General features: G+C 43.2%; 17 protein-coding genes and 1 pseudogene. 3 read left to right on the forward strand and 15 right to left on the reverse strand.

What is annotated here, in order from left to right; translation table 11 throughout:
* Nucleotides 1-23 precede the first annotated feature (23 nt).
* The 11 genes from ACQCV8_RS00215 to ACQCV8_RS00265 form a co-directional block, all read right to left on the reverse strand.
* The gene (locus tag ACQCV8_RS00215) at nt 24-332 is read right to left on the reverse strand and encodes a gas vesicle protein K (protein WP_426842531.1); all 309 of its coding nucleotides are present in this window, start codon (nt 330-332) and stop codon (nt 24-26) included.
* The gene (locus tag ACQCV8_RS00220; RefSeq protein ID WP_426842532.1) at nt 307-567 is read right to left on the reverse strand and encodes a gas vesicle protein; all 261 of its coding nucleotides are present in this window, start codon (nt 565-567) and stop codon (nt 307-309) included. Before ACQCV8_RS00220 ends, ACQCV8_RS00215 begins: the two co-directional genes overlap by 26 nt.
* Nucleotides 545-1387, reverse strand: coding sequence for a GvpL/GvpF family gas vesicle protein (locus tag ACQCV8_RS00225; RefSeq protein ID WP_426842533.1), 843 nt, complete (start codon nt 1385-1387; stop codon nt 545-547). The genes ACQCV8_RS00220 and ACQCV8_RS00225 overlap by 23 nt, the downstream gene beginning before the upstream one ends.
* 9 nt (nt 1388-1396) lie before the next feature.
* The gene (locus ACQCV8_RS00230; RefSeq protein WP_426842534.1) at nt 1397-1654 is read right to left on the reverse strand and encodes a gas vesicle protein GvpG; all 258 of its coding nucleotides are present in this window, start codon (nt 1652-1654) and stop codon (nt 1397-1399) included.
* Entirely contained in the window at nt 1651-2415 is a 765-nt protein-coding gene (locus ACQCV8_RS00235; RefSeq protein WP_426842535.1) for a GvpL/GvpF family gas vesicle protein, read from the reverse strand. Before ACQCV8_RS00235 ends, ACQCV8_RS00230 begins: the two co-directional genes overlap by 4 nt.
* Nucleotides 2416-2426: 11 nt before the next feature.
* The gene (gvpN, locus tag ACQCV8_RS00240) at nt 2427-3341 is read right to left on the reverse strand and encodes a gas vesicle protein GvpN (RefSeq protein ID WP_426842536.1); all 915 of its coding nucleotides are present in this window, start codon (nt 3339-3341) and stop codon (nt 2427-2429) included.
* Between the two features lie 27 nt (nt 3342-3368).
* Nucleotides 3369-3635 (reverse strand): gas vesicle protein GvpO, encoded by a 267-nt coding sequence (gvpO, locus tag ACQCV8_RS00245; protein ID WP_426842537.1) that lies wholly within the window; start codon nt 3633-3635, stop codon nt 3369-3371.
* A 75-nt stretch (nt 3636-3710) separates the two neighbouring features.
* A complete protein-coding gene (gene gvpA / locus ACQCV8_RS00250; RefSeq protein WP_426842538.1) occupies nt 3711-3974 on the reverse strand; it encodes a gas vesicle structural protein GvpA in 264 nt (87 codons plus the stop codon).
* Nucleotides 3975-3996: 22 nt separating this feature from the next.
* The gene (gene gvpQ, locus ACQCV8_RS00255) at nt 3997-4575 is read right to left on the reverse strand and encodes a gas vesicle protein GvpQ (protein ID WP_426842539.1); all 579 of its coding nucleotides are present in this window, start codon (nt 4573-4575) and stop codon (nt 3997-3999) included.
* Nucleotides 4576-4886: 311 nt separating this feature from the next.
* Nucleotides 4887-5774: a LysR family transcriptional regulator gene (locus ACQCV8_RS00260; RefSeq protein ID WP_426842540.1), complete on the reverse strand. Its 888-nt coding sequence runs from the start codon at nt 5772-5774 to the stop codon at nt 4887-4889.
* Nucleotides 5741-6112 carry a winged helix-turn-helix transcriptional regulator gene (locus tag ACQCV8_RS00265; RefSeq protein WP_426842541.1) on the reverse strand — a complete coding sequence of 124 codons (372 nt, stop codon included), beginning with the start codon at nt 6110-6112 and terminating at the stop codon, nt 5741-5743. The genes ACQCV8_RS00260 and ACQCV8_RS00265 overlap by 34 nt, the downstream gene beginning before the upstream one ends.
* A gap of 129 nt (nt 6113-6241) precedes the next feature.
* Here ACQCV8_RS00265 and ACQCV8_RS00270 point away from each other — a divergent pair, with 129 nt between their 5' ends.
* From ACQCV8_RS00270 to ACQCV8_RS00280, 3 genes are all read left to right on the forward strand, one after another.
* Nucleotides 6242-7219, forward strand: a complete 978-nt coding sequence (locus ACQCV8_RS00270; RefSeq protein WP_426842542.1) for a zinc-binding dehydrogenase — start codon at nt 6242-6244, stop codon at nt 7217-7219.
* Between the two features lie 645 nt (nt 7220-7864).
* Complete coding sequence (locus ACQCV8_RS00275) at nt 7865-8395, forward strand: DUF420 domain-containing protein (RefSeq protein ID WP_426842543.1); 531 nt, start codon at nt 7865-7867, stop codon at nt 8393-8395.
* A gap of 402 nt (nt 8396-8797) precedes the next feature.
* Nucleotides 8798-9628 (forward strand): undecaprenyl-diphosphate phosphatase, encoded by an 831-nt coding sequence (locus ACQCV8_RS00280; protein WP_426842544.1) that lies wholly within the window; start codon nt 8798-8800, stop codon nt 9626-9628.
* Nucleotides 9629-9722: 94 nt separating this feature from the next.
* Here the strand turns inward: ACQCV8_RS00280 and ACQCV8_RS00285 are convergent, their stop codons facing one another.
* From ACQCV8_RS00285 to ACQCV8_RS00300, 4 genes and pseudogenes are all read right to left on the reverse strand, one after another.
* The gene (locus tag ACQCV8_RS00285; RefSeq protein WP_426842545.1) at nt 9723-10307 is read right to left on the reverse strand and encodes a nucleotidyltransferase family protein; all 585 of its coding nucleotides are present in this window, start codon (nt 10305-10307) and stop codon (nt 9723-9725) included.
* Nucleotides 10300-11469, reverse strand: coding sequence for an AI-2E family transporter (locus ACQCV8_RS00290; protein ID WP_426842546.1), 1170 nt, complete (start codon nt 11467-11469; stop codon nt 10300-10302). Before ACQCV8_RS00290 ends, ACQCV8_RS00285 begins: the two co-directional genes overlap by 8 nt.
* An 87-nt stretch (nt 11470-11556) precedes the next feature.
* A complete protein-coding gene (locus ACQCV8_RS00295) occupies nt 11557-12033 on the reverse strand; it encodes a hypothetical protein (protein ID WP_426842547.1) in 477 nt (158 codons plus the stop codon).
* A 264-nt stretch (nt 12034-12297) separates the two neighbouring features.
* Nucleotides 12298-12815: pseudogene (locus ACQCV8_RS00300) on the reverse strand (alpha-amylase domain-containing protein); the annotation flags it as partial.
* Between the last annotated feature and the right edge of the window lie 61 nt (nt 12816-12876).

Below are 12876 nucleotides of genomic sequence, written 5' to 3' on the forward strand. Positions count from 1 at the left end.
TCCTCGATTCTTTGGCGGTCCCTTTAGATCAGATTCCCGAGAGGGCCAAGGTCAATATTCAAGTCTTCATCCTTTAAATCAAAGATGTCTTTCATCTCTTCCATCTTGATTTCCAGATTTGCAAGCGCTACTCCGAGATCCTCGATTTGCTGATCCGTTAGAGTGCCGCCGTCTACACGTCGGATGGCGTGCCGTTCAACTAGCTGCCTTAGAAGTTCAATGACTGTTAAGACCAGCTGGGCAAGCCCCTGCTCGGCAGAATCCGGATCAAGATTAATCCTGCCATTGCTGCTTTGCAGCCCTGTTTTAGCGTCTGCGGGATTCTGTGACATGTACAAGCTCCTCTCTTTCCCGATCCATCTCGGTTGATGAAAGGGTTTGGTTTCCACTTGCTTCAACAAGGGTCTCTACTGCTGAAATCAAGACCCTAAGATCTAGATATATTAAATCAATTCCTGCTATTGAGATAATGAGATCCCCTCTCAGCACAACCCCTTTATCCAGAATGACATCCAGAATATCCAGAAGGGATACATCGCTATTTTCAATTTGCCGGGGCTGATCCATTTTTTATCTCCTCATCTGCTGTCAGACTTGCGAAATGGTACGGAGGCCAGGGACCAGTGGGTTCGAATTTCCATCCCGCTTCGAGATTCGATTCTGCTGCCTCCTGGATTTTCTCTCTGAAAAGAGCGATTTGATCTTTTGGAAGCAGATAAACACTGTTCCAGCACATCTGTTCATCTCTCCCGGTGACGTCCTGGCTCCAAGTCTTCTTGACGGTGCTGTCAGCAGAAAATGGAATCAGTTCTTCGTGAATTTGTTCGCAGATTCTATTTTTTTCAAGTTCCATTTCCCGGTCAACAAGCTGTTCCAGTTTTCTTTTTTCAAAGTATTGTCTGCCTGGAGGAAGCTGGGCCATTTCCTCTTTCTTAGCAAGAACAGTCGGATTGCTATCTCCAAATGTTTCTCTCATTTCCTTATCATTGCTGTATATCTTAACATTCCACTCTTCTTTGCCTTCCAGGTAGCTGAATAAGTCAGCCATTCGGTCCTGATATTGCACAACAGTTTCTTCCAGGCTTTCCATGGAAGAATAGATCGTACAGAATTTAGTCGGAATCAGTGTATATTCCTTCTCAAGCATCATCAGGATTTCATGGTGATGAAAGGCTTTTTCATGAAGCCATTCCACTTCATTCACTTTTTCTTTAATTTGATCCTCCGAATATTCAGCCGGATCAAGTTCACATACAACAGCGTTAACTTTACCGAACTGTGCAGAGAAGCTGTCGCTGGTTTGATCAAACCCTTTAAAGGAGGGCAAAGTCCTTTCAGCCGCTTCTTCTGCAGGTATGAGCCCGTAAAGATAAATCAGGTTCCTCATTTAAATCCCTCACTTCTCCTGGTTCAGCATCTCTTCGTACTCTTTCATTTCAAGGCGCTTTGCCGTTTCGTACCGAAGCAGAAGCTGCTCTTCCTGTTCCTTATATGCCTGCTCTTCAATTTCATCCAGTTCATACATCATTTGAAGCTGGATCAGCTTTTGCTGAATCGTCGGAATATCAAACAATTCCTTATCCGCCTCTTCTTTGATCTTCTCTCCGACCTTTACCACGAGATTCAATGGTGCGGTAAAGAGCTTATGAATCATGACGTTTCTTCAACCTTCAGCTGGATGTTGATGAAATTGTAAGCAGGCCATGGTCCTGAATAATGGAAATCAACCTTGTTTCCCCAACTTTCGTGGATTTCATTAACTTTGCTGTCAAATAACTCCTCATATTTACGGTCTACAAGAAAAGCCCCATTTAACAGCATTTTTTCGCCGATTGGTTTATTTTGATTGGCTGCTTCAGAAACCTGCTGTAGCGGCTCGAATACTTCTTTGTTAACTTGCCTTTGCAGTTTTCCAAAAAACTCCTGAGCCATTCCTCCAAGCTTGATCCGGTCGTAGTAGCCTGCCTCTTCAGACTTTCCTTTGACGGATTCTTTCATTTTCAGAATATCACTTCGCCCGGAAAGTTCTTTGTTAATCCATTCTTCCTTTGCTACTACTTTTAAACCAAGCTCCATTTTTCCTTTTATCTCTGGAAAAAGCTTAGCAAACTGTGGATAAAGATTTTTCAGCAGCATTTGCACGTCCTCTTTTGTTTTGAAAATGTTTCCAAAGCTAATTGGAATAACCGTGTCATTCTGCTTCATTACTGAGGAGACGACCTGCTGATGTGCCATCACGTTCTCTTTGTTTGGATGATAAATTTTCATTGGCACTTCCGCCGCTGCAATAGCGGAATCTTCATAATGGATTGTAAAAATCGGATAATCCTGGCCTTCCAGTACTACAGTTCCAAATGCAGGCTCTGTTTCAGCTGTTTGAATTCCGCAAAAGATATAGATTCCAGTTTCACTCATAATGGTCACCCCTATATTTTCTTGCATTCCGCCTGAATGATTTGGAGAATTTTAGAATCACTCTCGTTTTCAAGCGATTTTCTTAATTGGTACCAGACAATATCCTGGCAAAGCTGCCGGAATGTCTCGTTTTTACCGTCTATTTTAATCTTCTGATCATTTGATAACTGGGCAATCATAATGGATGCCCGAAGACTCGGACCTTCTTTGCCTTCTTTTCTGGATAAATCCCGCAGGTTATTGATAAAACGGGAAATGCTTTTCGCTTCATCAGACGAGACCCCTGATTTTCTTGCAATAATGTTCGCTTCCGCCTCTGGTTCAATAAACGAGAGCGGCATCGTGATCAGCCGGTCCAGGAGCGCTTCCTGAGTTTGATAGACCCCTGCATATTCATCTGGATTGCTTGTGAAAATCACTGTAAATTCCGGGTGGACCTTAACGAAAGGCTCTGTATGCTTCGTTCCATACAGCGGAAGAACCTTTTCTTCCAATATCGATAAAAATAAATTATTCGTTGACGGCTTCGAACGCGTAAACTCGTCGTAGACAAGGGTATAGCCATTTTGGACGGCTTCCAGGAGCCTCCCGTTTTTCCACATTTCTGTTACGTTTTCTTCTTTTTTGTAGACCGTGCGGATATAATTATCCACTACCTTTGAGCTCGTATACCCTGTGAAGGAGCCAATTAAGTCCGCGTTGGAAAGCTCGTGATTTCCATGCATCAGCATCACAGGCCGCTTCCTGCTCTTAGCCAGATTAAGGGCAAGGGTTGTTTTCCCGACTCCTGATGGCCCTGTGAAATGAACTGGATAACCGGCTTTCATATAGGAAGCAGACCGCTGCAGAATTTCATGGAAGGCCTCTTCATAAAATGAGTCCTGTCTCTTACCCGGTGCTGGTTTTGATTCTTTTAATACGGTCATTCATTCTGCCCCCAATCCTGCTGTTTCCTATTCCGCTTCATCCATCATGGCGCTTCTCGGCCTTAAACTTTTACGGGTATATGAGGTCACATCATATTCTGAATCCAATGTCACATCATACACCCCGAGCATTTCATCTTTTGCATACTTTCTCATATACTCGCGTTCTTCCACGACTTCCACAACAGCTTTGCATCCTTCTTCAACAGGTTCAATGGAAGTTATTTTATGAGGGGGAGCTATATGCTCTGAGAAGAATTCATTTAATGATTGAATAATTTCTTTAATCTTCATAAGATTCACCGCCGCTCTTCTATTTAAAAGGAACCGCCGGGGCTTATGCACCCGGCTGGCTTCCTTCAGGCTTTATTAAATGCTGAATTGCTTATCTCGTTCGTTTGTCTGCTGAGGAAGTGCATTATCCTCTTCAGCGTCATCTCGGAGAAGACCTACTGCGTTTGCATATCTTAACCATGTATCCACACTTGCGATTACGACTCTCGCTTCAATTGTAATCAGTTCAATCCCGACTAATGAAACGCGGGCGAACACATCAATTACGACCCCTTTGTCAAGAATACGGTCAACTACTTCTGCCAGACTGGAACTATCCGTACTTTTTTGAACAGCCATGTTATCTTTCTCCTTTCATTGTTTAAGAGTTTGAGATGGAGCTAATCGTTTTTATATTACTCGCTGACTTGATTTCACTGGGCTTCTTTACATTCGCTGCACTTTTGACCTGAGAGACGCTTTTAAGCTGATTGACACCTTTTAAATGCCTGGCGCTTCTCATTTTTCCATTGTCATCCGGCTTGATTTTCTCCTGAAAATCTTCTCCGGCTTCCTTGAAATTTTTCAGCTTGGAACGAACCTTCAGAAGTGCTTCCTGAACTTTATCTCTCATTTCTTCAGCTTTGGAGTGAACATTTTCTGCGTTTTCTTCTTTCGCTGTTTCAAGCTTACCCGCAGCCTCTTTTACTTTGGATTGCATTTTTTTCTGGGCATGGTCCTTTAACTCATCCGCCAGCCTTTGCTTGACGTCACCCTCTAGCTCATCTGCTTCTTCTTTTACTTCTTCTTTCACATCATTCTTTTTATCTTCCGTTTTGTGCCTTGCAGCATCAGGAATAACTTTCTTTCGGATACCAGGAATAAACAATAGGCTCATTCCCGCCGCAGCTAAACTGCCGTATCCGATTTTCTTATAGCGGTCATTCTGATCAGAGCTCATTGATTGCGTCCTCCTTTCTAAACTGAAAGGCGGGTTTTGCCGCTTTCAATTCCGTTCTATTGTCGGTGTTACCCGCTGTTGAATGTCTATCAAACTGGGTATTCTTTCTGAAGGCGGGCCTAAAAGCCCAGCATTCAAAAAAAAAGATATATCTGTAATGAATGTTTGCCGTAACAAACGGGTTTATCGAGGGTTCATTAAAAATGTTTCAATTTTATTACATTTAAGATTTTCAGGTATTTGCTTGTCTTCTCCGTCTGCTCAACCTAAAAAAACCCCTTGAGAACGAGTGGTCTCCAAGAGGTTTTACATCACCTTACAAGCTGGTTAATGATTTGCTGAAAGAACGGATCCTGTTTATTTTTGCTTTTATAGCCTATGTAAATGTCATTTGATACGGACAGGTGGCGATAGACGATCTTACTTTTATTCTGTTTTACCGATTCTTGAATCAGATAATCGGGCAGCAGGCTGATGCCGATCTTTTTCTCCACTGCAGTAAGGATGGCTCTTAAGTCTGAAATAACGTAATAAGGGTCCATTTCAGGCCGATTTTTAAAATGCTCTCTCCACATTCTTCTTATAATCGGGAGCTCCATACCATAGCTGATCCAATTTTGCTCAAGCAGCCATTCCTCTATTGCGGAGTCAGCAGGAGGAACTTCCATGCTGAATGGAACGGTAATAAAGAATTCCTCTCTTTCAGCCAGTTTGTACTCAATACCCGGTTTGCTGAGACGCTGTGTTGTGACAATCAGATCTGTCCGGTTTTGGTCCAGCATATCGAAGAGGCCCTGCGAATCACCCTGATAATGGATAACCTTTAAGTCACAAGCCTTGAGGCGTTCCAGAATCCTTGAAGAGAAATAGTCAATCGGCGAGCCTATTATGATGGAAGGAGAGGTCTTTACCGTATGGCGAATTTCAAGTGTCGTCTTTTCAAGTGTCTCAATTAACGGAGCAAGCCTAGTGTATAATTCCTTTCCGCGGTCAGTAGGGATGATTTTTCTAGTCGTCCTTGTAAACAGCGGTTCTCCCACTTCGGCTTCAAGGGCTGCAAGATGCTGACTCATGGCAGGCTGAGTGAGAATCCGCGATTTTGCAGCTTCCGATACGGATTGATGCTTATAGATGCTGATAAAACTCCGGTACCATTCAAAATCAATCACCTGACAGCGGCCCCGCTTCCGATCCAGCATTCTTTTCTCTCAATTTGATGGGCATCTGCGTACTGATCTCCCCTATTGCACATCTCATTAAGGGTTCGCTGCAGCTTCTTTCCCAATTCTGCTGTTGAATACTCTACCCTGGCCGGAGCAATTGGATAGGCTTTCCCGATAATCAGGCCTTGCTCCTCAAGCTCCTTTAGCTGCTGTGCCAAAACCTTTTGGGTGATTCCAGGAATCGCTCTTTGCAGCTCTGAGAATCGTTTCGTGCTTCTATTCAAATTCCAGAGAATCAGGACTTTCCATTTTCCTCCGATCAAATCAATGACCAGGTTGATCGCACATGGATATTCATTTTCAAGCTGTTTCATACTGTCCCTCCTGAAGCAGTTTCCATTCGGTAACTACCGTACATAAAAGTGCCTTCTTGTACAAATTCTTTTTATAGATCTATTATATACATAGCCATTACTAATACGAAAATGAAGGAGTGGAAATCATTGAAAGCATTACTTCTTGAAGAAAAAGGAAAATGGGATCAAATGAGAGTCGGAGAAGCCGAAACCCCGGTACCGCAAAAAGGAGAAATCCTTATCAGGGTCCGCGCAGTCAGTCTTAATCCTGTAGATTATAAAACCGCATCGAACGGAAACCCTGATTGGAGCTACCCTCACATACTCGGCTTAGATGTCGCAGGTACTGTAGAGGCACTTGGAGACGGAGTTTCCGGGTGGTCAAAAGGCGACCGGGTCGTGTATCACGGGGATATGACAAAAGGCGGCGGTTTTGCAGAATTCGCTGTAACAACCGCACACACGGTTTCCCGAATTCCGGATGACATATCATTTGAAGATGCTGCAGCTCTTCCTACTGCCGGTTATACAGCATACGAGGCTTTATTCCGAAAGCTTCCGCTGTACACATTTAATAACATCCTTATTCAAGGCGGAGCAGGAGGAGTAGGAGGCTTTGGCATTCAGCTTGCAAAACAGGCTGGCTTAGAAGTAATTACAACTGCGTCCGCTGCCAACCATGACTACGTGAAGTCATTAGGAGCGGATCATGTCATTGATTACCGCTCGGAAAATGTAACAAAAAGAGTGCTTGAACTTACAAACGGCAGAGGAGTAGACGCCGTTCTTGATACAGTTAGCCGCCAAACTGCTACAGAAGCTTTGGAATACCTTGCCTATCGGGGACAGCTTGCCCACATAGCAGGAGCACCTGACACGTCCGGATTAAAACCTTTCACCAAAGTCCTATCCTTCCATGAGATTGCTCTGGGCGCCATCCATAAAGCAGATTTTGAATCCCAAAAGGATTTAGCTGCAATGGGCGATGAAATGCTTGCCCTGCTGAAGGATGGGAAAATCAATTCTCTCCTCGCAGAAAAAATTACGCTTGAAGAAATTCCCGATGCACTGGTCCGGCTATCTGAACGTCATGTGAAAGGAAAAATTGCTGCGATCGTTTCTTAATAAAGGAAACCGGGAGATAGCCCGGGGAGGAAACCGGCTTTGCCTAGATGGGAGCAGTGTGCTGAACGGCACCCTGCTCCCATTTTTAGTTGGCAGATTTATGAGGAGTTCGTACGTTCGCAGGTAGGTACTGAAGACCCTTTGGCTGTCTCATTTTGCTGGGATCAATCTCTTCTTGCCTCCGGTGGTTCTACAGGTGATAAGAGATTGATCGAATTTTGTCGAAAAGTCGATATGTAGGTAAAAATGGTTGATATAATTAAATTTCGGTCGATTTGTGTTCGTTTTCGGTCGATATCCTGATACTATGCGTTAAAGAAGCAGGAGAAACACAAAAAATCAGGCCGAACCTTGCACCTCAGGTCCAAATGTTCTGCTGAACGACTGTTCCAGTCATAAAAACTTGAATCAAAAAGAATTTTAGAGGGTCCACTGTGATGCGCCCCCTTCCATTCATCCTCATCTCCTACTATTCACTATTTCAAGCTGCCGCATTTCACCACCAACCAACCAATTTTCAGACCGGCTGTTCAATCTTTTGTAATAATATGAAAGAAAATTGCCGTTTTTTGCACTCTGTATTTTACTCTGGTGTTGAAAAAATCTATAATAGCTTATTGAGAGCCACTTAAAAGGAGTTAGACTATGAATATAAAAGAACGGAATTATACACCCATTATTGTAACATTGACCATTGCTATAAACGCCCTTGTCGCTGTTTTGTACTTTATGCCAAAGGGAAATGACCTGAGTCACATTGACTTAACCTTTCTTCCATTTTTTAATGCCGTCATGAATAGCTTTACCTTTGTTTTCCTGCTGGCCGCTTTGTATTCGATCATTAAGCAGAAAAATGTGAAACGGCACAGGAATTATATTTTCGGCGCGTTTTCAACGACTGCCTTATTCCTGATATCCTATGTAACCTATCACGCCCTGGCACCGAATACTCCGTTTGGAGGCGAGGGGATCATCCGTCCAATTTATTATTTCATCCTGATTTCCCACATTCTGCTTTCAGTTGTCATTGTTCCGCTTGCACTTTTAACACTTGCAAGGGGGTTAAATATGAAGGTGGAAAAGCATCGAAAAATCGCCCGGTGGACGATGCCTCTCTGGCTTTATGTCAGTCTGACCGGCGTTGTTGTTTATCTGATGATTTCTCCGTACTACTGAGTGAAAGTCTCCGATCAGGGAGCATTCATTACAATCTGGCAATCTCCTTCAATTTATACTTTGCTTAGATCCAGAAGTCCACGTATTGGATAAAAAGCATGGAAACAGGCTCAGGGCAAACTGCTCTGAGCTTTTCATATATTGGGAGCTGCTTGGCATCCGTCATCCCATGTTATCTGCCCTTCCTTTTAGAATTCCCGGCTGTTGAAATCTCCCTAATAATTGGGCTCCTCAAATGAAACGATCTGTGGTATTTTTGTAAAGACGCTGTTTTTAAGTCATTGCTGGTTCGCAGGCTCTTCAATGCTCAGCCTGAATTGTTGAGCTCACAGCCTCTCAATACAGCAGTGCCCGCAAACACAGTTTGATGAAAAGATTGAAAAGTAGAGGTTGAGACATTATATGAATTTCTGGGATTTATTTGCTGCCGTTATACTCGGCATAGTCGAAGGTTTAACTGAGTTTGCACCTGTATCTTCAACCGGACACATGATTGCGGTGGATGATTTATGGCTCCGGTCATCTGAGCTCTATGGACAGCAAGTGGCCAATACATTTAAAGTGGTAATCCAGCTTGGGTCCATCCTAGCCGTTGTCGTCATCTTCAGACAGAAGTTTATGGACATGCTTGGAATGAAGACAAAGAGCTCATCCGAAAAAGCACCGGGTACTCCTAAGCTTTCATTAATAACCGTTATCATCGGCGTTCTTCCGGCTGCTGTGCTCGGTCTGGCCTTTGAAGACTATATTGATGAATACCTGTTCTCGGTAAATACTGTAGTTATCGGATTGATTGGTGGAGCCTTTCTGATGATAGCTGCGGATCTCATGCAACCGAAGGTCAAAACTGATTCTGTTGACAAAATGACGTACCGGCAGGCACTTTTGATGGGGCTTTTCCAGTGCATCGGTTTGTGGCCGGGATTTTCACGTTCAGGATCTACCATTTCCGGTGGAGTTCTGCTTGGTATTAGCCACCGGGCAGCATCGGATTTTACTTTCATTATGGCTGTTCCTGTGATGGCCGGAGCAAGCGGACTGTCCCTGCTTAAAAACTGGGAATATTTTACGATGGATGCTCTCCCGTTTTTCATCGTCGGATTTATTACAGCTTTCATCTTTGCCCTGATTTCAATTCAATTCTTTTTGAAAATGATTAACCGGGTGAAGCTGATTCCATTTGCAATCTACCGGATTGTAATTGCGATTATCATCATTTTTATGATTATGTAGGTTTGATGCAGGAGGACTGGCTAACGGCAGTCCCCTTTTTTGAATCCAGGTATACATAAAAAACCTTCATAGGGGCAGCCTATGAAGGTTTTTTTTACCAGTCTATGATTTTCAGCCCCGGCCACTTACTTTTCCATTTATATGCCTTTGCTTCATATACTTCTTTTGAAACAAGCAGCTTGTTCGGTCTTACAGTCATCGTAAACAAATCTTCCAGCCCGTATGGAGCATATATTTCATAATTCGATTTGTTTTTTTTGACCCCTATCGCAGAAGCTGTTGTTGGCCAGGTATCGATGGCCTCTTCAAGTGAAGAATACGGTTTAGTCGGGAAGCCAAATTTCTCCTCGTACCATAGATGAACCCTGGCCTGATTTTTAATATCCAATTTAAAAGGGATGGCTGAAAGCTCTCTTCTAAGCTGATTCTCTATCTCCTTCTCGGACTCCGGACTCAGATCATTCTGTTCATAATATATGATGTCTGCGTCCCCAATCCCATATGCGAATTCATTTTCTGCAAGTTCGTTCCATACGGTTTGGGTTACAAAGCCCGCTCCTAAGTAATAATTTTCCCATACTTTGCCGGCAGCACTGAAAATTTCTTCAAAAATCGGGTGTTTTTCTAAGATGCCTGCTAAGCGGTTTTCATATTGACGGCTGCTTTCCAGCCTACTCAATCCGGTCCTCTTTATACCGTTCATCTGCAGGTGAAGCTGCATAGTAACGGTTATACCTTTTCTTGTAAAGCTTGAAGAGCTGAAACACAAATGTGCGTAGGATGGCGTATGCCGGAATTCCGAGAATAACCCCAACTACTCCAAAAAGATGGCCGGCTGTAAGCAAGACAAAGATGATCGTGATCGGGTGAACACGCAGGGATTTCCCCATAATTTGTGGGGAAATGAGCTTTCCCTCCAAAAGCTGCACAACCGTCCATACAAATGCCAATTTTATGAGCATAAATGGAGACGTTACAATCGCGATAATAATTGCAGGCGTAATCGCAATCACAGGTCCTAAGTAAGGGACAACGCTTGTGACACTTGCAATCGCTGCGAGCACAAGGGCATACTCCATTCCGATAATTAAAAATCCAATGTACAGCATAATCCCGATGCATAAACTAACGAGCAGCTGGCCTTGAATGTATGCTCTTACTTGCTCGTCAATTTCGCGGAACACCTTTCTTGTCCCGCCGCGCATTCTGGGAGGAAGAATGCCAATAAAAGCTTTAGGCAGTTTTTCTCCTTCTTTAAGCAAGTAGAATAAAATAAAGGGGGCTGTAACCAATCCAATCGTCACATTGGTCAGCGCACTCAATACTTTTGTAAACCCGTTCAAGGTTTCAGACGCTACATTTGAAGCGTTGCTTCCGAAAGAGCTTAGAATCCCCGAGCTTCTCTCTTTCAGATCCTCATATACCGGAGCCAAATAGGACTGGCTCTCTACATATGCTTCAAATCCGGTTATAAACTCATTCCAGTATTCCGGGAATGATACAAAGAGACTTTTCGTTTGATCAATCAAGAATGGCACAACGGACATAATCAGCAAAACGAGTAATCCGATAATAAGCAATAGCAGCAGGAAGATAGACACCGTTCTGTCTATTCCCGCTTTCATTAACAGCCGCATAAGCGGCCGGAGCAGATAATAGGCTACTGTTGCAAGAATCACTGGAAGAGCAACTGTTCCCACAAAAACAGCAGCAGGTTCAAAAATAAATGATACATTTGAAAAAAGGAAAATGTTTAATCCAAGTAACAGCAATATACCTAACACATATACTGTTTTTCTGCCCCCAAGGAAATCAATAATTGGGTTCTTTCTCTTATCCAAGGTCCATGAGCTCCTTCTCTGATTAAAAATTCACTTTAAAGAGTGATGATAGCCTTTACCCTATACCAATTCCCGTCAATCCTCTGGTTATTGGTTAATTTCTCTATTGGCTACATATTTTAACGCCAGTAATTCATCATCTGAGAGGTTCTCCTCAGCCATTTTCAAAATCGCCTGCTGCTCGGCAGCATCAACGCCGTCCTCGGACATCGACTGGATTTTCTGCAAATTCCCCGGACCTACTTTCGTCATCACGACTCGGGTAGCCTCTTCTTTTGTTGTAAAAGGAAGAGAATCAGGATCTGCATTGGCCCCTTCTTCTAAAAAATCCCTCACTTCGGGATTGGAATTAGCTGCTGATCTTACATTCTCGTAACCGCCATTTTTTTCAATTTCATTATCCAAATATCCGGAAAGCTGATCCGCGGCAATCTTCGGAAGAAGATACCAGGCTGCACCTCCCAGGAGTGTCAGAATAATCACAGTCCCTGTAATGCGCTTAAGCCATTTAGGACGATTTTTAGATTTACTGTTAGATAGACGCGTTTCATATCTGGAATTCATCGCTGGATCCCTCCAATTCTTAAAGCTGCATGTCATATTAAGGATAATCGAACTTTGAACACCTGTAAATGGCATGAATTTTCAGTTAAGAGGAAAAGAGGAAGGCCAGTGCAAAGGCAAAGGGTGTTTTCATCATGAAAGGGACGTCCTATATCTGCCTTTGACCGCCGATTTACTCTGTTTTCCGCAGGGCCTTATACTTAAACAGGGAAACGCTGAATGAGTCTCCCTGTTTAAAATATAGCAGCTTTTAAAGCCAGCCTCCTACTTTATACATCGGATAATCAAATGTAGCCATTCATTCTTATACTGCTGAACATAGACGGAAACAGATCCTCCATTCACGCTAAAATTCGCCCAGCCATCTGTTTCAATTGTTACTTTTTCTGTTCGGTTGCCGGTGATGTCATTTTCAACCGCATTTCGGCTTCCAACGAACATTCTTTTCGTTCCTCCTGGACCATCTGTAATAAGTGTAGCCAAGCGGGAATTTATTTTTGTTGAATTCCCTTCTCTTGTCCAGCCAATTACATCCTGGTTATCGATATAATCGCGCTGTGTCCCATACGCAAAGTCTTTTCAGGCTTTTAGCAAGGGTTCAATTTTTGTCTTTAAAGCGGGAATTTCCCTCCCAGTCGAACCCTTCGTTCCGTATAGGTCCCCGTAAAAAACGTTAGGGTATCCTGATCCTATTGTAAGGATAAAAGCATACGCCAGAGGCTTAAACCAGCTTTGAACAGTGGATTCCAGCGCTGGCCTGGCTGAGTATCATAGTTTGACAGAACATGAGGAAAAATACCATTAAATAAATCCTGAAACGATTTGTTTAGGTATGGTTTTGAT

The sequence above is a fragment of the Metabacillus sp. 84 genome (assembly GCF_050107715.1).
In the GTDB taxonomy this organism is placed as follows: domain Bacteria; phylum Bacillota; class Bacilli; order Bacillales; family Bacillaceae; genus Metabacillus_B.

What these genes read in the sequence shown, in the direction of transcription:
- ACQCV8_RS00215 (WP_426842531.1), bottom strand. Translation starts at nt 332, where the DNA reads ATGTCACAGAATCCCGCAGACGCTAAAACAGGGCTGCAAAGCAGCAAT.
- ACQCV8_RS00220 (WP_426842532.1), bottom strand. Translation starts at nt 567, where the DNA reads ATGGATCAGCCCCGGCAAATTGAAAATAGCGATGTATCCCTTCTGGAT.
- ACQCV8_RS00225 (WP_426842533.1), bottom strand. Translation starts at nt 1,387, where the DNA reads ATGAGGAACCTGATTTATCTTTACGGGCTCATACCTGCAGAAGAAGCG.
- ACQCV8_RS00230 (WP_426842534.1), bottom strand. Translation starts at nt 1,654, where the DNA reads ATGATTCATAAGCTCTTTACCGCACCATTGAATCTCGTGGTAAAGGTC.
- ACQCV8_RS00235 (WP_426842535.1), bottom strand. Translation starts at nt 2,415, where the DNA reads ATGAGTGAAACTGGAATCTATATCTTTTGCGGAATTCAAACAGCTGAA.
- gvpN (WP_426842536.1), bottom strand. Translation starts at nt 3,341, where the DNA reads ATGACCGTATTAAAAGAATCAAAACCAGCACCGGGTAAGAGACAGGAC.
- gvpO (WP_426842537.1), bottom strand. Translation starts at nt 3,635, where the DNA reads ATGAAGATTAAAGAAATTATTCAATCATTAAATGAATTCTTCTCAGAG.
- gvpA (WP_426842538.1), bottom strand. Translation starts at nt 3,974, where the DNA reads ATGGCTGTTCAAAAAAGTACGGATAGTTCCAGTCTGGCAGAAGTAGTT.
- gvpQ (WP_426842539.1), bottom strand. Translation starts at nt 4,575, where the DNA reads ATGAGCTCTGATCAGAATGACCGCTATAAGAAAATCGGATACGGCAGT.
- ACQCV8_RS00260 (WP_426842540.1), bottom strand. Translation starts at nt 5,774, where the DNA reads ATGCTGGATCGGAAGCGGGGCCGCTGTCAGGTGATTGATTTTGAATGG.
- ACQCV8_RS00265 (WP_426842541.1), bottom strand. Translation starts at nt 6,112, where the DNA reads ATGAAACAGCTTGAAAATGAATATCCATGTGCGATCAACCTGGTCATT.
- ACQCV8_RS00275 (WP_426842543.1), top strand. Translation starts at nt 7,865, where the DNA reads ATGAATATAAAAGAACGGAATTATACACCCATTATTGTAACATTGACC.
- ACQCV8_RS00280 (WP_426842544.1), top strand. Translation starts at nt 8,798, where the DNA reads ATGAATTTCTGGGATTTATTTGCTGCCGTTATACTCGGCATAGTCGAA.
- ACQCV8_RS00295 (WP_426842547.1), bottom strand. Translation starts at nt 12,033, where the DNA reads ATGAATTCCAGATATGAAACGCGTCTATCTAACAGTAAATCTAAAAAT.